Genomic DNA, 19,602 nt, shown 5'->3' with positions numbered 1-19,602 from the left:
TCACGGCCCCTGGTCCCAGTGGTACGGAATTGTGAGTGGATTACCCAAGTTGAACCGGCCGCCGGCCATACACGGACTGGGGTACTGCCCAATGGTGCGGCCCCACTGCAGCTCCAGTTCGGTCAGATCGCACTCCCACTTGGTCCCGGTGAAAATCCCTTGGTCGATCCGGCTCAGCGTGAGGTCGATGATCGCCGTCAGGTTCGCGTACTCACCTCGTTGCCACTTTTCGATGCTGTCGGTCGGGAATGGATACGTGGGGAGGTAGTGGAGCGCGCTGGTCACGCTGTGACCGGCGTTGGCGACCGACTCCAGCACCGGCCCGAGTGCCCTGAGCTCCTTGACCAGGTCTTCCTTGCTGCTATTCACGGTGTCAGCAGCCAGAGCACTGAACTTCCCTAATTGGTCGGCTGCTTGGATCAAGACCTCGCGGTCGCCGTTGATCACCTCAAGGGCACGAGGAATAGTCTTGATAGCCCGGTCAAGGACGGGTTGCTGCGCCGCCACCTTTCCGACCAGCCGGTTGAGGCTGTCACTGGCCGCGATGATGTCACCGGTCTGGTCGTTGAGGTTCGCGGCGAACTTGTCCAACTGGTCGATCAAACTACGGACATCTTGCTCACGACCGCGAAACGCCGTGCTCAGCGCCTCGGTGATGTCCCCAACCTGGCCCAACCCGCCGCCGTTGAGCACCAACGACAACGCGGCCAGGGTCTGCTCGACAGTCGGGAAGGCGGCCACCTGCGACTCCGGAATCAGCGATCCATTGTGTAGTTTACCTTGCGGCTCAGTGTCTTTCGGAGGTGCGAGTTCGATATGCAGCGAGCCGAAGATGGTGGTCTGGCCGATCTTCGCGGTCGCGTTGGCGGGTAAGTCGACGTTGCCGTCAAGACGCATGGTCAGTAACGCACGCCAACCTTGAAGCTCAATTTTGGTCACATGACCGACCGTCACATCGGCGACACGCACCCGCGAATTCTGTTGGATGTTCCTGACATCGGGCATCTGCGCCTTGATCTCGAAGGAGTCGGGGCCATTACCCTCGGTGCCCGGCAGCGGCAACGAGTTCAGCCCCCGCCAGCCACAGCCGGAGCCCCCTACCGCAACCGCGATCAGCACCAGGCATGCCGCTGCGCGACGGGACCAGCGGCGCCTCATGAGCCACCTCCCGGGGCAACCATCATGCCGGGTAGACCGGAAGACGGGTCGGTAGCGACAACCCCAGTTGGGGATGCCTCCGCCGGTAGTGGCGAATCTCCCGCCGGCGGAACGTAATCGGGTCGCATCCAGTTCTCGCTGTAGGTCACTTCATTGGGTCTGGCCTGCGGTCCGACAAACAGGTTCTCGCCTAGCGGGAAGAAGTTGTACTGCCGGTTCTTGACGATCGGCGCCAGGTACTGCACGCATAGCTTCGCCGCTTCCTCGCCGCCCAGTCGGGACGCGGCCTGCACGGCACCGCAGAGGAAGGCGATCGGGTTGTTCATGTTGGTGCCGGCCAGCGCACCGGTCAATGAACCGTTCGCCGGCTCGTAGATGTTGATGAAGTTGACGGCTGCCGTCGGGGCAAGGTGGAGCAGATCTTTGATGTCGTCGAGTCTTTCGGTGACAGCGGTGGTGATCGAGGCCAATCGATCCGACGTGGTGCCCAACGTTTCGCGATTTTCGGCGACGAAGCTCTGCACGTCGCCGACCACCGAGTTGAGGTCCTCGACTGCTTGTCCGATTTTGTTCGGGTCGTCGGCCAACACCGACGACACGCTGGCCAGGTTGCGGTTGAGTTGGCTGAGCAGACCGCTGCTGTCATGCAGCGCCGACACCAGCGTCGATAGGTTTCTGACCGTGCTGAAAATGTCATCGCTGTGGTCGCCGAGCACCGACACCGCTTGCGACAGCTTGATAATGGTGTTTCGGATGGAGCTGCCTTGGCCGCGCAGGTTGTCAGCAGCGGTGTTGATCGCCTCACCGAGCGTACTCACTCCGCCGGGCTCGGTCGGCTTCAGCAGTTCTGTCAGCCGCACCAGTTCAGCCCGGATGTCGTCCCACTCGACCGGCACCACAGTGCGATTCTGTGGGATCACCGCACCGTTGCCCATCGTGGGCCCGCCGGTGTAGGGCGGTGTCAACTGGATTGCCCGACCGGTCACCAGTTGCGGTGACAGGATCGCCGCTTTGACTTCGGCAGGGACCTTGTATTTGCGGTCGAACCAGAACGTGATTTTGGACCGCAGCGGCTGCGGTTCGATCTTTACGACCTCACCGACCCGCACACCCCGGATGCGCACCTCGTCACCGGGATACAGGCCACTGCTGTTATCGAAGTAACCGACCACCGTGTTCCGGGTGATCCGTTGGAGCCCCTGTAGAGCGACCACACCGCCAGCACCGAGCATCAGTACCAAAACGGTCGCCATCACCATGCGCGGATGTGCTCGCAGCCGCGTGATCACGGTTGACCTCCTGCCTGGTTGGGGGGCGGCACCTCACCCGGCGCCCGCACGTAGATCGGTGTCTGCGCCGGTGCGGGTATGGTCACCGCGGGCGGTCCTGGCGGAGGCCCGCCGGGCGCCGGCGCCGGCGGTGGCTCCCGATAGGGGTAACAGCCGGTGCCCCAACCACAGGGGCGGTCTCCGGGGTTGCCGGTGATCGAGTCGGGCAGGTTCAGCCGCGGCTCGCCGCCCTGACCGGTTCGCGGATATGGCGTCGGCAGTGCCGGGGTGCCGGGCTGGCCGACCTCTGGGTCACTCAGCTGCGAGGGCAGCAACGTGGCGGGGTCTAGTCCCAAGTCGGAGAAGGCGGAGTCGACATAGGGTTGCACGAATTGTCCCGGGAAGAGGTTGACGACGTAAGCACTGAAGAAGGGACCGGACGCCAGCGCCTCCCCCAGCGATGTGACGTGAGTGAGTAGCCCTTTGATGGCCTGCTGCACGCGCTCTTTGCGGTTGTCGACGACCTCCAACACCCCGTTGAGCTTGTCCAGCGCGGGACGCAACTGCTGCCGGTTCTCGGCGATGAATCCCTTCAATTGCCGTGACATTGCCGAAATATTGGTCGCAATCTGATCCAGCGCCGCACTCTGTGTGCGCAACTGCGCGAGGAGCGCATTGGTGTCCCGAACCAAGCCGACCACTTGATCGGTGCGCTTGGCCAGTACTCCGGTAGCCTTGGCCGCGTTACCCAGCAGGCTGCGCAGCTGGGCGTCGCGGGCGTCAAGAGTTTCGGCGAACCGGGCCACGCCCTGCACGGCGATTTTCACGTCGGGCGGCGTATCGGAAAAGGTCTGGGCCAAAGTGGCCAGCGAATCGGACAGCTGATCGGTCTTCAGCCCGCTGATGGTGGTGGCCAAGTCCCCGAGGGCGTCGGGCAGCTGGTATGGGGATGTCGTCCGGTCGATCGGGATTGCACCGATCAGTTCGCCGTCGCCCTTCGGGGTGACGTCGAGCATCTTGGTACCCAACAGACCCTTGGTTTTGATCCCCGCTTCGGAACGGTCACCCAAGTGAATGTTCTTGGCGACGGTGAACCGCACTAGAACGCCGGGACCGTCGAGTGCGATGCTGGATACCTTGCCCACCGGATAGCCGGAAACCTCCACGGCCGCGCCGGTGAACAAGCCACCCGCATCATCGAAATACGCAGAGACATTCTTGTTCTGGTTGACGATCGGCAACTTGTGGTACTGCAGCGCGACCAGCATCAGCACGACCACGCCGGCGATACCCCCGGCGCCGATCGCCAAGGGACTGCGCTCAGCGAACGACTTATTCCTCATTTCGGCGCGCACCGACCCGTGCTCTGGCCGACCACCTTCGTGTACACCGGCTGTCCCCCTTTGCCGTTAAGTTTGAGGACGACGTCGCAGAAGTAGAAGCTGAAGTAGCCGCCGTTGAGCGCTTGCCGATTGATCGCTCGATATTTGTCCGGCAGTACATTGAGCAACGCGTCGATGTCGTCGCGGTCCTCCATCAGGATTTCCGCGGTGCGGTCGGTCTCGCCAACCACCTTTTGGAAGGGCTCCCTCCCCTGGCTGAGTAGGTCAGCGATGGAGCCGGCAGCAGCATTGGTGTAGGCCACCGCATTCGTGACTTCAACTCTGCGGTCTGCCAATCCATGGGTCAACTCCGCCAATGAGGTCACCGCTTTGTCGAGCTGATCGCTCTGCCCGCCGAATGACCCCATCACCACGTTGAGGTTGTCGATGACCTGCCCGATCAACAGATCACGGTCGGCCAGCGTATTGGTCACGGCTGCAGCCTGACTCAAGAACGAGCTGATCGTCCCCCCCTGGCCCTGTAGCACCGACATCAACTGGCCGCTGAGTGCGTTCACCTGATCCGGATCCAACGCCCGAAACAGTGGCCGGAAGCCGCCCGTCACCGAATCCAGATCTAGCGCAGGCGCAGTGCGAGAGACCGGGATCGTCTGGCCCGGATTCAGTATCCGGGCATCCCCGGCTCCTTCCTCCAGTGCCAGATAACGCCCTCCGATCAAATCGTCATAGCGAATCTGTGCCCGAGTGCCTTCGGTGAGAACTACCGAAGGGTCGGCAGCAAAAGTGACCCGCACCGTGGAGTCCGGCTTGACCACGATGTCCTGGACCTTGCCAACCTCCACACCGGCGATTCGGACCATCTGGCCCTTTCTCAATCCGGTGACATTGGTGAACTCGGCGTTGTAACTTTTACCGCCACCGAATCGAAACTGCCCGAAGATCACCGCTGTCGCGGTCGCGGCCACCACTGAAAGGGCCATGAAGATCGCGAGACGCCACACGACGCCTCTCAAATTCGCCGTCACGGCTGGTCTCCTGATTCCGGGGACATGGTCGCGCTTTGCCGTTCAACCGACGCCGGATTGGGCTCTGCCGGCGGCACTCCCGGGAACAGCGGCACTCCGCCTGGGCCATACAGCGCCGCGCCGTACGGGGGTGTGCCGAACCCGAGTTCCGGTTGAGGGCCCACCGCCGGTCCCGGGAGGCACTCCCGGGCGGCCGGCGGCAACGGCACCGTGCGAGTGACTCGGAAATAGTCGACATAGCAGTTCTGACCCAGACCCGGATTGGGCCGGACATCCAGGCCGGTTCCCCAGCCGGTGTTGGTGAGCAACTGGCGCACCGGGAAGTTCTGCGTCACATCAGGCAGCGACCCGCACCCCGGTTTCCCACCGGGTCCACCCTTGGCGGCGACGATAGGCAGGTTGTCTGGATAGACATAGGGTTCGTTACCCCCCAGCAACTGCACATCGAACTGGATGGTCCGGCCGTCACCGCCCCAGGCCCAAGCTCCATTCTGGCGGAACCAATCGGCTCCCTGCAGCGTGCACGTGAGTTCTGGGTTGTACTCAAGCAGCAGGTCTGTCGTTGGCCCCAAGAGGTTAGCCGTCGAGACGAAACTGTCTTTGGTTGCTCCCAGCAGAGTCGTTCCGGCCTCGGAGAGGCCGAGGGTGCTGAGCAGCAGACCATCAAGTGCGTCTTTGTGTTTCACGACGGTGGCACTACTGGTGGTGGCGGCGTCCAGGACCGTGACGATGTTGTCCGCGGCGGCGGCGTAGGTCTCGTTGAAGCCGTTGAGTGAACGCCAATCCTGGCGGATGGTGTCACTACGAGCGTTGAGCGCTACCAGCACCTCATTGAGTCCGGTGGTCGCTTCACCGATCCGTTGACCTCGTCCGCGCACGCCTTCGGCAACCGCAGACAGTACGGCATTCAGCTTCTCCGGTTCGACCATCTTGAGCAGGTCGACAACGTTCTCGAACACCGTGTTGACCTCGGTGGTGACGTTGCTGGATTGCAGCACTGCATGGGCAGCCAGCCGCTTGGGGCTGGGGTGCTCCGGATACTCCAGTTCGACGTACTTAGCACCGAACACCGTGGTGACATCGATCTTCGCCCCCACATTGGCCGGAATGTAACGGATTTGATCCGGGTCGATTTCGAGTTTGAGGGCGGCCCGCCCCTGCCCATGATCGATCTGCGCGACCCGCCCCACATCCACACCGCGCAGCTTGACCTTTGCACCGGTCTCCATGACCAGTCCGGAGCGATCCGACGTCAGCGTGACCGGCACAAAGGATCGAAAGCTTCCGTTATACGCCACCGATGTCGCGAAGATTCCCGCACCGATTATCGCCACCAGAACCAGTGGCCACCACGCGGTGGGGATGCGGTGTTCTTGTCGCCCGGATGCCATGTCGCTAGCCGGCCAGATGGAAGTTGGGGTTGTGGCCGTAGATAGCCAACGTGACAGCCATGAGGACCGCTGACCCGATCACCATCGATGCCCGTACCGCCCGGCCGACCGCCTCACCGACTCCGGCCGGTCCGCCGGAGGCGTTGAACCCGTAGTAGGTGCAGACCAGCATGACCACGACCACCTCCGCGACGGTTTGGACGAACGACCACATCAGGTCGGTCGGGTTCAGAAAGGTCTTGAAGTAGTGGTCGTAGACACCGGTTGGCTGACCGTAAAAGACGGTCGTACCCAAACGGGCAGCAAAGAATCCTGCCATCAGCGCCACGGCGTACAACGGGACGGTGACGACGGTCCCCGCAACAAGCCGCGCCGACGCCAGGTACGTGATGCTTCGAATGCCCATCACCTCTAAAGCATCGATCTCCTCGTTGATCCGCATCGCGCCCATCTGCGCGGTGGCACCGGCACCGATAGTGGCCGACAACGTGACCTGTGCAGTTCCAGGGATGATGAGCCTGGGAATGAAGAACGCCGCCGCGAAGCCCGTCAGTGCTTCGATTGCCACAGACTGGAATTCGGTGTATCCCTGCGTCGCCACGATGGCGCCGGTCATCATCGTCATGAATCCGATGATCACGATCGTGCCGCCTATCAGGGCGAGAGCGCCTGTCCCCATGCCCATTTGGGCTACAAGTCGCAATAGCTCAGAGCGATAGTTGATGATCACATCGGGTACCGCGCCGAGGGTGCTGAAATAGAACCGCGTCTGCTCTCCGATCTGATTCCACCCGTCGACCACTTTTTCCTTTGCCCGCGCCAGATGCGGTAGCCGGTGAGAGGGAATTGAAATCGTCACGTTGCCAGTCGTTTTCATTTGAGCGTGAAGTGAACGCCGACGGCGGTCACGATGATGTTGGTGGCGAACAGCGCCATGAAGGCAAACACGACGGTCTCGTTGACGGCGTTCCCGACCCCGGCCGGCCCACCGCCGACCGTGATCCCCTTGTAGCAGGCAATCAAACCGGCAACCAGACCGAATAGCAGCGCCTTGATCTCCGACACCACGAAATCCCCGAATCCGGCAAGCACTGTCATGCCGAAGACGAAGGCACCCGGGGAGACATTCATGACGAAGACACTGAAAAAGAACGTCGCGATCATTCCCGACAAGATCACCATCGCGCCCAGGGCCAATGACACCGTGGTCATTGCGAGCACGCGCGGGATCACCAATGCCTTGATCGGGTCGATGCCCATCACGCGTTGCGCGTCAAGCTCCTCGCGGATGGTCCGTGCACCCAGATCGGCGCAGGTGGCGGTGGCAGCCGCACCCGAAATCACCAAGACGGTCACGATCGGGCCAATCTGGGTAAGGGTGAAGAACGCGGCGCCGGCACCAGAGTAGTCGGCCGCTCCGAACTCGTTCAGCAAGATGTTGAAACAGAAATTGCTGATCACCGAATACGGGATGCACATCAGTATCGCGGGCAGAAAAGATACCCGGGCCACGAACCAGGTCTGACTGAGGTATTCCTGCCAAGATAGTCGAGACGTGAACAGCCCTACAAAGACATCCAGCGTCATCGCAAAGAAGTCCCCCACGGCGATGACCGGTCCAGCGTACCGACGCATGGAATACAACGCCCTCATCACCTCGAGTCGGTGTCCGCTGGGTGTGGGCGCCGGGCTCGTCGGACTCGGTGATGCCATCAGCGTGGAGTTTCCTCCGGGCGCTTCTTGCTCCAGATCGTCGTCGGCTGTTAGCACAACACGGGACGTTATCGAGGCGGTCACCTCGCTGGCTACCTACTAAAGGGGTACATCGAGTCCTCCGAAGAGGTAATGCACCTGCAATCTGGCCGTTCGATGCGCAGGAGTCGCGACGACATCTGCGGGCCGAACTGCTTAGTGAACGCAGATTATCGATCACGGAACTCGTTCGCAAAACCGCCTGGCGGGCAGGTGCTTTCGCGATGACGAAGCTCGATGCGCCGGATCTTTCCGGAAGCCGTCTTAGGCAGTTCAGCGAATTCGATCCGCCGGATGCGCTGGTAGGGGGCAAGGCCGCAGCGAGCATGGTCAAAGATCACGTCGGCGGTACTCCGATCCGGGGACCATCCTGCCGCCAGGCTGATGTAGGCCTTCGGCACCGCCAACCGGGTCGGGTCTGGGGCGGGCACCACGGCTGCCTCCGCCACCGCTGGATGTTCGATGAGCACACTTTCCAGCTCGAACGGGGAGATCTTGTAGTCGGAGGCTTTGAAAACATCATCGGTGCGGCCGATATAGGTGAGGTAGCCGTCCGCATCGCAACTGGCCACATCCCCGGTGTGATAGTAGCCACCTGCGGTGGCCAGGGCGTTGCGGTCGGCATCGCCGAGATAACCGGCCATGAGGTTGACCGGTCTCGGATCCATGCACAAACAGATCTCACCCTCGGCGGACGGCTGCCCGGTGACGGGGTCGACGATCTGCACCGCAACGCCGGGCAGCACCCGTCCCATCGAACCCGGCCTGATCGGTGAACCCGGGGTATTTCCGATCAGGGCGGTGGTTTCGGTCTGCCCGAACCCGTCACGGATGGTCACACCCCAGCGCTTCTGCACTTGAGCGATGACCTCCGGGTTCAACGGTTCGCCTGCGCCCACAGCCTCCCGTAACGCGACGGGCCGGGCACCGAGGTCGGCCTGAATGAGCATGCGCCACACCGTCGGTGGCGCGCAGAGCGAGGTCACCTCGGCCGTCCGCAGCATCGCCAAAAAGCGCGATGCGTCGAATCGCGTGTAGTTGTAGGCCACAATCGTTGACTCGGCGATCCACGGCGCGAAGAACGAACTCCAGGCATGCTTGGCCCATCCCGGCGAACTGACGTTGAGGTGAACGTCACCGGGACGGAGCCCCAAAAAATACATCGTCGACAGATGCCCGACCGGATAGGACCGGTGGGTGTGCTCGACGAGTTTGGGCCGGCTGGTGGTGCCCGAGGTGAAGTAGACCAGCAACGGGTCGTCCGCACCGGTCCGGGCACCGAGCTGCAGCGGCGGGGCTCCTCTGTCGGCCAACCGGTAGGGCCGCCAGGGGGATTCCGCGTCGCCGATCACGATGCGGCCAAAATTCCCTGGTATTTCAGCGAATTTGTCCACTTGGTCGGCATTGGTGATGACATGGCGCACCGCGCCGCGGCCGATACGGTCAACAAGCTCGTTGGCCCCCAGTGCGGTTGTGGCCGGCAGGATCACCGCGCCCAGTTTGATGATGGCCAGCATTGACTCCCATAGCTCGACCTGGTTTCCCAACATGACCATGACGCGATCGCCGGGCACGACGCCGTCAGCCGCCAGGGATGTGGCGAGCCGGTCTGAGCGCGCAGCCATATCGGCGAACGAGTAGGAGCGATCCGTCCCATCCTCACCGATGATTCGTAGCGCCGTTCGAGGGTTGCCCACCGCGATCGGGTCGAACCAGTCGAGCGCCCAGTTGAATCGTTCCCCGACATCAGGCCAGTGAAAATTGGCGGCCGCAGCGTCGTAGTCGCTGCGGTGTCGCACCAGGTTGTCGCGGACGGCGCGGTAGGCTGCACCGCTGGTTGTGTGGTCCATCGATCCGTACTCCTCACAATCGGTTCTGATTGGAAAACTTGTATGCCGGCGCTACTGTGGCGCCGATGCCGAACCCGAAGGGGGCTGCGTATGCAACCGCGCGAGCCTGCACTGCGCTCCTCTCGGGCTGAACGCGTCGCTGCCGATCTGGAGCACGAGATACTCAGCGCCCGACTGCCGGTCGGAGCGCACCTCGGGCGCCGGTCGGAGATCATGGACCGCTTCGGTATCAGCCCAACAGTGATGAACGAGACGTTGCGAATTCTGCGTGATCGCGACCTGGTCACGGTCCGCCCGGGACCGGGCGGTGGAATCACCGTGGCCAGCGCGCCTCCTCAGGTCCATCTGGGAGCCCTCGACCTGTGGTTTCAGCCGTCCACCCCGCACCCCCTGGACCTTCTGGAAGCCCGGCTGTACCTCGAGTTCGGCCTGACCAAGGCGGCGTTCGAGCGAGCGACCAGCGACGACATCGCCGCGATGCGCTCGGCTATGGCCACGATGCAGACCAGCACCGAACCCGCGCAGTTCTTCGACGCGGTGCTGGCGTTCCACGGCGTGATCGCGGTTGCGGCCCACATCCCCGTACTGGAGGGCATGCACCAGCTCGTCGTGACCAGCATCAAGGCCGTGTTGAGCCGGGTGGTGTTCGTGAGCGGCCATGAGCCGCTCCTGGCCGAGAGCCTCGAAGTTCACAACGACATCGTGGCCGCCATCGCTTTGCACGATCAGCCGGCGTTCATCGATGCGCTCGACCGCCACGATCGAGACTTGATCCGCGGTGACGATCTGGACCGAACGCCCCACACCCCGCAGCAACCCTGACCCGACGCTGCCGCTAGCCGGTCCGAACGGCCCGGTTGCCACTCTCCCCTGCATCGCCGGGGTCAATCGTGCCTGCATATCGGTACTTCTACCACCAAGGGCGCACCCCTAACAACTATTGTGTATGTATGTCTTGAATTATGTAGTCATAATCATTATTGTGATGCGAGACTCGCCCCTACGATTTGCTGGACGGAGGCACGACCATCGACGTTCACCGATCTGCCGGCACCGGCCTCCTCGACGTGCATACCCATGCCGTCGACGTCGACTTGCCAGATCTGCGACAGAGCTATCCGGCTGACAACTGGCCCAGTATCGAGCGCACCGGCGCAGCCACCGCATGCTTGATGTTCGGCCGGCGGCGCTACCGCCAGATCGATCACCGGTGCTGGTCCCCCGGCGCCAGAATCGCCGACATGGATCATTACGGTGTTGCGGTACAGGTCCTTTCGCCCATTCCGGTTACGTTCTGTTATCGGGCGTCGGCGAGCGGAGCGGCGGAGCTCGCGTCGGCCCAGAACGAGTTCTTTGCCCGACTCGTGCAGCAACACCCCACCCGGTTCGCTGCGCTGGGCGCCGTCCCCCTCCAGGATCCCGACCTTGCCGTCGAGGAGATGCGTCGGTGCATGCGGCGTCCGGGATTCCTCGGAGTCGAGATCGGCACGCAGGTCGTCGACACCGAGTTGGGCGATCCGAGCCTGGACCGATTCTTTGCTGTGGCGCATGAACTCGGCGCCATGGTGCTGGTCCACCCCAGCGACCAGGATCTATCGCCTCGGGTGACGGGTCTGGGACTCGGTTTCGGCGCCGGAATGCCGATCGAGACGGCTCTCGCGGCAGCAGCACTGATAACCGGCGGCGCACTCGTACGCCGACCCGAGGTGCGACTCTGTTTGGCGCACGGTGGCGGCGCATTGCCAGCGATGATCGGGCGGCTCGACAAGGGGGCGAGGCTGGCCGGCAACGACGCCGGAACACCAGCCCTGCCAAGTCGGCTGGCCGGCCGATTATGGTGCGACTCACTGACATACGACCGAAGTGCGCTGCGCGCGGCGGTCCGGCTCTTCGGCCACGACCACGTCATGTTCGGATCCGACTACCCATTCCCCGCAATGCCCGAACCCATCGATGACATCGTGGGCGACCTTCCCGCCGACCTGCGTCGCAGGATCAGCCGCACCAATCTGGAGGAACACTATGGCGCAATTCCTGGGGCTGGGCCTGACCCACTATCCGCTGCTGGCCGGGACAGACGACCACATGGCGGATCTCCTGCGTTGGACACTGACTGATCCCGACATTCCCGCCGAAGCGAAGGATCCCGCCAACTGGACCGCGCCGATGCGCGCCGAATGGGGCGCCGACGGCGGTGTCGCAGCCGCGGCACAGCACCGCAAGGTACTGGTGGACAACCTTTCTCGCTGCCGTGATGCCCTCGACGAATTCGCCCCCGATGTGGTGGTGGTGTGGGGCGACGATCAGTACGAAAACTTCCGGGAAGAGATCGTCCCGCCGTTCTGCGTACTCGCCTACGACGACGTCGACGTCAACCCCTTCGAGCTGATGAATCACCGGGGCAGCCCGAACGCCTGGGACCTACCCGACGACTCCGCCATCACTCTGCACGGCGACGCCGAGCGCGCCCGTCAGCTGGCTAACGCCTTGATCGCTCGCGGATTCGACATCGCCTACTCCTACCAGAAGCGCAGCAACGCACCGTTTCCCCATGCCATCGTCAACACTCAGCTGTTCCTGGACTACCCCCACGCCGGGGCACAATTCGACTACCGGATCATCCCCATCACGGTCAACTGCTACGGGCAACATGCAATCGCGCGCCGGGGTGGCCTGGCCCGATTCGCCGCCATCGCAGACGAACGGCTTGATCCGGCCGGGCCCACTCCAGCCCGTTGCTTCGCGCTGGGCCGCGCAGTCGCCCAGGCGTTCCGGGACACCGACCTGCGCGTGGCCCTGGTGGCGTCCTCGAGTTGGTCGCATGCGTTCTTGACTGACAAGACCTGGCACATCACACCCGACACCGACGCCGACCGCCGGCTCTATCAGCTGTTCGTGGACCGCGACTACGACGCGTGGCGCGCCACTCCCAGCCGCGACATCGTCGAGGCCGGTCAGCACGAAATGCTCAACTGGTTCTGCCTGACCGGCGCGGCCGACGAGCTCAGCCTGGACCTGGCCTGGTCGGAGCTCGTCACCACCGATGTCTTCAACTCCAACAAGTGTTTTGCCGTATTCCAGGAAGGGAACCCGCGATGACGAAACCGACCGAGACGGAGATGGTGTTAGAGCCGCACACCATCGATGCCGGACGCATCAAAACCACCTACCTTGAGGCCGGCTCCGGCGAACCGGTCATCATGCTGCACGGTTCCGGCCCCGGCGTCTCGGGACTGGCCAACTGGCAGTACAACATCGGGCCGTTGTCCCACAAATTTCACGTACTCGCCCCCGATATTGTCGGGTTCGGCGCAACCGAACGACCCGATGACATCATTTATTCACTGCGCACCTGGACCGACCATGTCTGGGCGTTCCTCGACGCACACGACATCAGAAGTGCTGCGGTGGTCGGCAACTCGCTGGGTGGGCGCATCGCGCTACAGATGGCCATCGACCGGCCGGACCGAATCACCAAGATGGTGCTGATGGGCACTCCGGGAGTCGGTATGACGCTCACCGACGGTCTGGCCGCGCTGCGGGCCTATGAACCCTCTCATCACGCGATGCGCGAGCTATTGCGTACCTATTTCGCGGTCGACCCGACGATGATCACCGACGAACTCGTCGCAATCCGTCACGAAGCCAGTATCGCCGCCGGCGTCTTCGAGGCGTACCGCGCCATGTTCTTCGATCCCAAACATGCCGGGTCCGAACTGGCTATCACCGAATCAGAAGTCCGCGGCATCGCCACTCCGACACTGCTCGTTCATGGCCAGGAGGACAAGGTTGTTCCCCTAGACGTCTCGGTCACGATGATGGGGCTACTACCCAACGCTGATCTGCACGTGTTCAGTGCATGCGGACACTGGACCCAGATCGAGCGCGCCGGTGAGTTCTCCGCGCTGGTCGCCGACTACTTGGGTCAGCGATGAGCGCCGGGGTGGGCCCCTCGGTGTCCCGGGCCACCCAGGATGTGGCGCAGCTGCCGCTGGTGGTCGATGACACGGTAAATCAACGGTTCCGAGTGCACCGCTCGGCGTTGACCTCTCCGGAGGTACACCGAGCAGAAGTCGACCGGGTCTTCGGGAAGTCCTGGCTCTATGTCGGCCACGAATCTGAGATCACCGAGCCGGGCGACTACGTGCGACGTTCGGTCGGCGGTCGGCCGATATTCATGGTCCGCGGGGTGAAAACCGGTAACGTCAACGTGTTCCACAACACCTGCACCCACCGCGGCGCGGTGGTATGCCGCCAGGATTCTGGAAATTCCAAAGTGTTCCAGTGCTTCTACCATGCATGGACCTTTGACTCCGAGGGAAAGCTCAAGGGAGTGCCGGGCCGCGATGCGTACACCGGCGGCTTGGATTTCGAGGAGCTGGGACTCAAGCGGGTACCCCGGTTGGAAACCTACCGCGGCTTCGTATTCGCGAGCTTTGATCCCGATATCGTGGATCTGCCGACCTATCTGGCGGGCGCCAAGGACTACCTCGACCTGGTCATCGACGGCTGCGGCGGGTCGGCCGAGTTGGTCCGCGGCAGTCACCAGTACAGCTTCGGCGGGAACTGGAAGCTACTCGTGGAGAACAGCTTCGACGGGTATCACGCCGAGTCCACCCACGACACCTACTTCAAGTACCTGGTGTCGCTCGGCACCGACCTGCGCGGTGGCGTCCTCGGCCGCGGGGTCGACCTCGGCAACGGTCACGCTGTGATCGAATACTCCTCTCCGTGGGGACGCCCGGTAGCCAAGTGGGAGCCGCTGTTCGGTGAGGATTCGCGCGTAGAAATCGACCGACTGCGGGCCGAACTCGTCGAAAAGTACGGTGAGGAGCGCGCGCATGCGATGGCCGAAGTGAATCGCAACCTGGTCATCTACCCGAACCTGGTCATCAACGACATCATGGCCGTGGTGGTTCGCACCTTCTACCCACCCGCCCCCGATGTCGTCGACGTATCCGCTTGGGAACTCGCTCCGCTCAACGAATCTCCTGCATTGCGCCAACGACGCTTGGACAGCTTTCTGACGTTTCTGGGCCCGGGCGGCTTCGCCACCCCCGACGACGCGGAGGCGCTGGAATCCTGCCAACAGGGTTACACCAGTGGTGGAGTCGAATGGAATGACATCTCCCGCGGCATGGGACGAGATCCGGTTGCCAGCGATGAGGAACAGATGCGGGCCTTCTGGCGGCGGTGGCAGCAGCAAATGGGCAGCGCCGCGGACTTGGCGGACGCGAAATGACCGCGCCGACTGCGAAGGAAGGAGCTGCGGTCGCCGCGGTAACCAGGTCGGAAGTTGAGGAGTTTCTCTACGCCGAGGCGGCGTTGCTGGACGGGTGGCGACTCGACGATTGGCTGCTGCTGTTCGACCCGGACATCAAATATGAGGTGCCCTGCAATGACGCGGTCGACGCCGATCCCAATCAGGATCTGATGCTCATCGACGACAACTACACCCGGCTGGCGGCCAGGGTCACCCGCCTCAACAGCCGACATGCCCACCGCGAATTTCCCCATTCCCGCACCAACCACCAGGTGTTCAATGTGCAGCTGGAGACGTCGGGGGACGAGATTTCGGTGACTGCGCTGTTCACCGTGTGGAGGTTCCGGGCCGGACGTTCGGACTGTTACGTCGGCCGTTACCGCTACCGACTCCGCCGCCGAGACGGTCAGCTCCGGATCGCCTTCAAAAGGGCGGAACTTGCGATGACGGATCTTCGTGCCGTTGCCGACGTGGCGATCATCCTATGAGCGGCGCGTTGAGCGGCCGGACGGCGGTCGTTACCGGTGCTGCCTCGGGCATCGGCCTGAGTATCGCTACGCGAATGATCGCCGATGGTGCAACAGTTTTCGCCGCGGTCCGCAGCAACGAGAGTCTGGAGCGGCTGCGAGAGAAGGCCCGGATCGCCGGAGGCTTCGTCGGCCAGCTCAACCAGCCCGGGGTGGCCGACGATCTGTTCGCTGCTGCGGTCCAGGCACTCGGCCACGTCGATGTCTTGGTGAACAACGCGGGCGGCGGCGCAATCCTACCGACACTGGAACACACTGAGGAGTCGCTGCGGGCCACCATCGATAACAACCTGTGGACGACCATCTACTGCGTGCGCGCCGCCCTGCCGCACATGGTCTCTCGAGGACACGGTCGAATCATCAACATCGGTGCCGATTCAGTGCGTACCGGTCTGGTGGACCATGCCATGTACAACGCCGCCAAAGGCGGTGTGCATGCGATGGTCACCGGTCTCGCACGCGAGTTCGCCACCAGCGGCATCACGGCCAACACCGTGGCGCCGTGTTACGTGCGCACGCCTGAGCTGGCCACGTTGCTTGACTCCGGCTGCGCACCACCGCGCCTCGTTCACGTAATCGAGGAGGGAACCGCCATAGTGCCGCTGGGCCACCCGGGCGATCCCGCTGACGTAGCGGCTGCTGTCGCCTTCCTTGCCGGCAAAGACAGCGGATTCATCACCGGACAAACGATTTACGTCAACGGCGGCAGCAGCATGGGCTGACGCCCCGCTGCCCACGATCTGAAGGACTCAACGTCATGGCCCGCACCACAACTGACTTGCATCAGGCCGCAGATCGGCTGATCTCGGCGGCCGCCGCACCGCTGCAATGCGACCCGGTCCGTAACATCCTGGGCGACCAGGACATCGTCTCGGCCTATGCAGTGCAGCAACTGCTCACCGAGGACTCGCTGGCGCGCGGACGCCGGATCGTCGGCCACAAGATCGGCCTGACGTCCCCCGCCGTCCAGCGCCAACTGGGCGTCGACCAACCCGACTCCGGGGTGCTGTTCGCCGACATGCAGCTGGCTTCGGGAGCGAGCGCTTCTATCGGAAAACTGTTGCAGCCCAAGGTCGAGGCCGAGATCGCCTTCATCTTAGCCGAAGATCTGGACGGCGAACTTTCGGAGTCACGGATCAGGGCAGCGGCCGGCATCGCGGTACCAGCCATCGAGATCGTCGACTCACGAGTGCGAGACTGGTCGATCAGCATCGTCGATACCATCGCCGACAACGGTTCGTCGGCCCTCTTCGCGCTGGGAGCAGAGGTCGTCGACGCAGCCGACGTTGACTTCGCCTCCCTCGGTATGCAGCTCACCCAAGACGGGGTTGCCGTGTCCAGCGGACGAGGTTCGGATTGTTTGGGCAGCCCACTCAACGCACTACGGTGGCTGGCCCGGACTGCCTGTGACAACGGGGCTCCGCTGCTGGCCGGGCATATCGTGCTCTCCGGGGCGCTAGGACCGATGGTGCCCGTGCACCCTGGCAGTACCTACCGAGCGGTGATCGACGGAATCGGCTCGGTCGAAGTCTCTTTCACCGAGGCAGACCGATGACGCGCACCAAGGTAGCAGTCATCGGGTCCGGCAATATCGGCACCGATCTGATGATCAAAATACTGCGGCTGTCGGACCGCCTTGAGGTGGGCGCGATGGTCGGTATCGACAAGGACTCCGACGGCTTACATCGGGCACGCCGTCTCGGCGTACCGACCACTGCGGACGGTGTGCGGGGCCTGTTGGCTAGGCCGGACTTCGATGACATCGCGTTGATCTTCGACGCGACCTCGGCGGCCGCGCATCACAACAACGCCCGACTCCTGACGCCGCACGGTAAGACACTGGTCGATCTCACGCCAGCGGCGATCGGTCCGTTCGTCGTCCCGGCAGTCAACCTGCACGAACACCTGGACAGGTCAAACGTCAACATGGTGACCTGCGGCGGGCAGGCCACCATTCCCGTCGCCGCGGCGGTCAGCAGCTGCACACCGGTTCTCTACGCGGAGATCGTCGCCTCAATCGCGTCGAAGTCCGCGGGCCCGGGCACCCGGGCCAACATCGACGAGTTCACCGAGACCACAACCAAGGCATTGGAGGTCGTCGGCGGCGCGAAGCGTGCGAAGGCGATCATCGTGCTCAATCCGGCTGAGCCACCGCTCATCATGCGCGACACCGTGCATTGCCTGATCGGCGATACCGACCTTGACGCGGTCGAAAGGTCGGTGGCGACGATGGTGGACACCGTCGCCGCCTACGTCCCCGGCTACCGGCTGAAACAACGAGTGCAGTTTCGGGCAATCGACGCCGGCGACCCGGCCCATAACTTGGTCGAAGCTCAACACGGCCGCCCCAGCTGGCAGGTGTCGGTGTATCTGGAGGTCGAGGGCGCGGCCCACTATCTGCCCGCGTATGCCGGCAACCTCGACATCATGACCTCAGCCGCACTGCGGGTTGGCGAAACCCTTGCCGCACAAACACCGGAACGGGTGCAATGACAGAGCTTTACCTCCAAGACGTCACTCTTCGCGACGGCATGCACGCGGTCCGGCACCGGCTCGCGGTCGATGAAGTCCGCCGCATTGCCACCGCCCTAGACGCCGCCGGCGTTGCGGCGATCGAAGTCGCGCACGGCGACGGGTTGGCCGGCTCCAGCCTCACCTATGGGCCCGGCAGCTGCACCGACGGACAATGGATCGCCGCCGCGGCCGAGTCAATCACCAACGCCCGGCTGACGACCTTGCTGCTGCCCGGGATCGGCACCGTCCACGATCTGGTAGCCGCCCACGACCTAGGTGTCACATCGGTGCGGGTAGCCACCCACGCCACCGAGGCCGACATCGCCCAGCAGCACATCGCCAAGGCCCGCGAGCTGGGTATGGATGTGTCCGGATTTCTGATGATGTCGCACATGGCCGCGCCGGATCTCCTTGCGCGCCAGGCGAAGATCATGGCCGACGCTGGCGCGCACTGCGTCTACGTCACTGACTCCGGTGGGCGTCTGACGATGCGCGATGTGCGTGACCGGGTGCGCGCCTACCGCGACATTCTCGACCCGGACACCCAGATCGGCATTCACGCCCACGAAAACCTGTCGCTATCGGTGGCAAACTCGGTGGTCGCGGTCGAAGAAGGCGCCTACCGTGTCGACGCGTCGCTGTGCGGCCACGGCGCCGGAGCAGGCAACTGCCCCATCGAAGCGTTCGTTGCCGTCGCTGACTTGCACGGCTGGTCTCATGGTTGCGATCTGTTCACCCTGCAAGACGCCGCGGAAAATCTGGTCCGCCCGCTGCAGGACCGGCCGGTGCGCGTCGACCGGGAAACCTTGACCCTCGGCTACGCCGGCGTGTACTCCAGCTTTCTGCGCCACGCCGAAAACGCCGCTCAGCGCTACCGCATCGACGTACGAGACATTCTGCTCGAAGTCGGCCGCCGGGGCTTGGTCGGTGGCCAGGAAGACATGATCGCCGACGTAGCGCTCGACATGCTCACCGCGGGCGCCGATAACCTCCCGTTAGGGGGACGACCACCCGGCGGCGACGGCCCTAGCCTGGGTGCCGCGGCAACCTCTGACGTCCGGAAAGGACCTTCCGTATGACCAGCACCACCAGCGATCTCGCCGGATACCCGGCCCGATATTTCGCCGCATGGAACCAGCGGAATTTGGCGACGGCGCTCGATGTGATTGCCGCGAGCGTGCAGTGGGAAGACCCGTCGCTGCCCGCACCGATCACCGACCACGAACAGGCCGGCGGATTCTTCACCTCGGCATGGGCCGGGTTCCCCGATATGGCGTTTCATGCCGTGGGCGAGCCCCTCGTTGACGTCGCCAACCGCCGCGTATCGCAGGAATGGCGGATGCTCGGCACCCACACCGGGGAGGGGTTCCCACCTGGGGTCGCGCCCACCGGTCGCTCGTTCGACGTTCCCGGGCTCGACGTATGGGAGGTCGACAACGATGGCCGGGCGGTCTCGGTGCACGCCTACTGGAATGTCGCCACCCTGTTGACCCAACTCGGCTTGACGTAGC

Annotated in this window: 19 protein-coding genes; 11 read left to right on the top strand and 8 right to left on the bottom strand. The window is 63.4% G+C overall.

What is annotated here, in order from left to right:
* The 8 genes from K6T84_RS04100 to K6T84_RS04065 all read right to left on the bottom strand — a co-directional run bounded on the left by K6T84_RS04100 (window position 1) and on the right by K6T84_RS04065 (window position 9,787).
* Window positions 1-1,158, bottom strand: a complete 1,158-nt coding sequence (locus K6T84_RS04100) for a virulence factor Mce family protein (protein ID WP_225400634.1) — start codon at window positions 1,156-1,158, stop codon at window positions 1-3.
* Window positions 1,155-2,447: a virulence factor Mce family protein gene (locus K6T84_RS04095; RefSeq protein ID WP_225400635.1), complete on the bottom strand. Its 1,293-nt coding sequence runs from the start codon at window positions 2,445-2,447 to the stop codon at window positions 1,155-1,157. The genes K6T84_RS04100 and K6T84_RS04095 overlap by 4 nt, the downstream gene beginning before the upstream one ends.
* A complete protein-coding gene (locus K6T84_RS04090) occupies window positions 2,444-3,769 on the bottom strand; it encodes an MCE family protein (protein WP_225400636.1) in 1,326 nt (441 codons plus the stop codon). Before K6T84_RS04090 ends, K6T84_RS04095 begins: the two co-directional genes overlap by 4 nt.
* Window positions 3,766-4,794, bottom strand: a complete 1,029-nt coding sequence (locus K6T84_RS04085) for an MCE family protein (RefSeq protein WP_225400637.1) — start codon at window positions 4,792-4,794, stop codon at window positions 3,766-3,768. The genes K6T84_RS04090 and K6T84_RS04085 overlap by 4 nt, the downstream gene beginning before the upstream one ends.
* Window positions 4,791-6,185, bottom strand: a complete 1,395-nt coding sequence (locus K6T84_RS04080) for an MCE family protein (protein WP_225400638.1) — start codon at window positions 6,183-6,185, stop codon at window positions 4,791-4,793. The genes K6T84_RS04085 and K6T84_RS04080 overlap by 4 nt, the downstream gene beginning before the upstream one ends.
* A gap of 4 nt (window positions 6,186-6,189) precedes the next feature.
* Entirely contained in the window at window positions 6,190-7,044 is an 855-nt protein-coding gene (locus tag K6T84_RS04075) for an ABC transporter permease (protein ID WP_225400639.1), read from the bottom strand.
* 14 nt (window positions 7,045-7,058) lie between these two features.
* Window positions 7,059-7,820 carry an MlaE family ABC transporter permease gene (locus K6T84_RS04070; RefSeq protein ID WP_408066050.1) on the bottom strand — a complete coding sequence of 254 codons (762 nt, stop codon included), beginning with the start codon at window positions 7,818-7,820 and terminating at the stop codon, window positions 7,059-7,061.
* Window positions 7,821-8,107: 287 nt separating this feature from the next.
* Window positions 8,108-9,787 carry an AMP-binding protein gene (locus K6T84_RS04065; RefSeq protein WP_225400640.1) on the bottom strand — a complete coding sequence of 560 codons (1,680 nt, stop codon included), beginning with the start codon at window positions 9,785-9,787 and terminating at the stop codon, window positions 8,108-8,110.
* A 90-nt stretch (window positions 9,788-9,877) separates the two neighbouring features.
* Here K6T84_RS04065 and K6T84_RS04060 point away from each other — a divergent pair, with 90 nt between their 5' ends.
* From K6T84_RS04060 to K6T84_RS04010, 11 genes are all read left to right on the top strand, one after another.
* Complete coding sequence (locus K6T84_RS04060; protein ID WP_225400641.1) at window positions 9,878-10,609, top strand: FadR/GntR family transcriptional regulator; 732 nt, start codon at window positions 9,878-9,880, stop codon at window positions 10,607-10,609.
* A gap of 185 nt (window positions 10,610-10,794) precedes the next feature.
* Window positions 10,795-11,904: an amidohydrolase family protein gene (locus K6T84_RS04055; RefSeq protein ID WP_225400642.1), complete on the top strand. Its 1,110-nt coding sequence runs from the start codon at window positions 10,795-10,797 to the stop codon at window positions 11,902-11,904.
* Window positions 11,810-12,886: a DODA-type extradiol aromatic ring-opening family dioxygenase gene (locus K6T84_RS04050; protein ID WP_225400643.1), complete on the top strand. Its 1,077-nt coding sequence runs from the start codon at window positions 11,810-11,812 to the stop codon at window positions 12,884-12,886. The genes K6T84_RS04055 and K6T84_RS04050 overlap by 95 nt, the downstream gene beginning before the upstream one ends.
* Entirely contained in the window at window positions 12,883-13,722 is an 840-nt protein-coding gene (locus tag K6T84_RS04045; RefSeq protein ID WP_225400644.1) for an alpha/beta fold hydrolase, read from the top strand. The genes K6T84_RS04050 and K6T84_RS04045 overlap by 4 nt, the downstream gene beginning before the upstream one ends.
* Window positions 13,719-15,029, top strand: a complete 1,311-nt coding sequence (locus K6T84_RS04040) for an aromatic ring-hydroxylating oxygenase subunit alpha (RefSeq protein WP_225400645.1) — start codon at window positions 13,719-13,721, stop codon at window positions 15,027-15,029. The genes K6T84_RS04045 and K6T84_RS04040 overlap by 4 nt, the downstream gene beginning before the upstream one ends.
* Window positions 15,026-15,538: an aromatic-ring-hydroxylating dioxygenase subunit beta gene (locus K6T84_RS04035; RefSeq protein WP_225400646.1), complete on the top strand. Its 513-nt coding sequence runs from the start codon at window positions 15,026-15,028 to the stop codon at window positions 15,536-15,538. The genes K6T84_RS04040 and K6T84_RS04035 overlap by 4 nt, the downstream gene beginning before the upstream one ends.
* Entirely contained in the window at window positions 15,535-16,299 is a 765-nt protein-coding gene (locus K6T84_RS04030) for an SDR family NAD(P)-dependent oxidoreductase (protein ID WP_225400647.1), read from the top strand. Before K6T84_RS04035 ends, K6T84_RS04030 begins: the two co-directional genes overlap by 4 nt.
* Window positions 16,300-16,334: 35 nt before the next feature.
* Window positions 16,335-17,132, top strand: a complete 798-nt coding sequence (locus tag K6T84_RS04025; RefSeq protein ID WP_225400648.1) for a 2-keto-4-pentenoate hydratase — start codon at window positions 16,335-16,337, stop codon at window positions 17,130-17,132.
* A complete protein-coding gene (locus K6T84_RS04020; RefSeq protein ID WP_225400649.1) occupies window positions 17,129-18,070 on the top strand; it encodes an acetaldehyde dehydrogenase (acetylating) in 942 nt (313 codons plus the stop codon). The genes K6T84_RS04025 and K6T84_RS04020 overlap by 4 nt, the downstream gene beginning before the upstream one ends.
* On the top strand, window positions 18,067-19,170 hold the full coding sequence (gene dmpG / locus K6T84_RS04015; RefSeq protein ID WP_225400650.1) for a 4-hydroxy-2-oxovalerate aldolase: 1,104 nt from the start codon (window positions 18,067-18,069) through the stop codon (window positions 19,168-19,170). Before K6T84_RS04020 ends, dmpG begins: the two co-directional genes overlap by 4 nt.
* Window positions 19,167-19,601, top strand: coding sequence for an ester cyclase (locus K6T84_RS04010; RefSeq protein ID WP_225400651.1), 435 nt, complete (start codon window positions 19,167-19,169; stop codon window positions 19,599-19,601). The genes dmpG and K6T84_RS04010 overlap by 4 nt, the downstream gene beginning before the upstream one ends.
* Window position 19,602 lies beyond the last annotated feature (1 nt).

It is taken from the genome of Mycobacterium zoologicum, assembly GCF_020181635.2.
Taxonomy (GTDB): domain Bacteria; phylum Actinomycetota; class Actinomycetes; order Mycobacteriales; family Mycobacteriaceae; genus Mycobacterium; species Mycobacterium zoologicum.
This window is presented reverse-complemented; position numbering and strand designations above follow the sequence as displayed.

Coding starts and splice junctions, on each gene's coding strand:
- K6T84_RS04100 (WP_225400634.1), bottom strand. CDS start 1,158: ATGAGGCGCCGCTGGTCCCGTCGCGCAGCGGCATGCCTGGTGCTGATC.
- K6T84_RS04090 (WP_225400636.1), bottom strand. CDS start 3,769: ATGAGGAATAAGTCGTTCGCTGAGCGCAGTCCCTTGGCGATCGGCGCC.
- K6T84_RS04080 (WP_225400638.1), bottom strand. CDS start 6,185: ATGGCATCCGGGCGACAAGAACACCGCATCCCCACCGCGTGGTGGCCA.
- K6T84_RS04070 (WP_408066050.1), bottom strand. CDS start 7,820: ATGCGTCGGTACGCTGGACCGGTCATCGCCGTGGGGGACTTCTTTGCG.
- K6T84_RS04065 (WP_225400640.1), bottom strand. CDS start 9,787: ATGGACCACACAACCAGCGGTGCAGCCTACCGCGCCGTCCGCGACAAC.
- K6T84_RS04060 (WP_225400641.1), top strand. CDS start 9,878: ATGCAACCGCGCGAGCCTGCACTGCGCTCCTCTCGGGCTGAACGCGTC.
- K6T84_RS04050 (WP_225400643.1), top strand. CDS start 11,810: ATGGCGCAATTCCTGGGGCTGGGCCTGACCCACTATCCGCTGCTGGCC.
- K6T84_RS04045 (WP_225400644.1), top strand. CDS start 12,883: ATGACGAAACCGACCGAGACGGAGATGGTGTTAGAGCCGCACACCATC.
- K6T84_RS04040 (WP_225400645.1), top strand. CDS start 13,719: ATGAGCGCCGGGGTGGGCCCCTCGGTGTCCCGGGCCACCCAGGATGTG.
- K6T84_RS04035 (WP_225400646.1), top strand. CDS start 15,026: ATGACCGCGCCGACTGCGAAGGAAGGAGCTGCGGTCGCCGCGGTAACC.
- K6T84_RS04030 (WP_225400647.1), top strand. CDS start 15,535: ATGAGCGGCGCGTTGAGCGGCCGGACGGCGGTCGTTACCGGTGCTGCC.
- K6T84_RS04025 (WP_225400648.1), top strand. CDS start 16,335: ATGGCCCGCACCACAACTGACTTGCATCAGGCCGCAGATCGGCTGATC.
- K6T84_RS04020 (WP_225400649.1), top strand. CDS start 17,129: ATGACGCGCACCAAGGTAGCAGTCATCGGGTCCGGCAATATCGGCACC.
- dmpG (WP_225400650.1), top strand. CDS start 18,067: ATGACAGAGCTTTACCTCCAAGACGTCACTCTTCGCGACGGCATGCAC.
- K6T84_RS04010 (WP_225400651.1), top strand. CDS start 19,167: ATGACCAGCACCACCAGCGATCTCGCCGGATACCCGGCCCGATATTTC.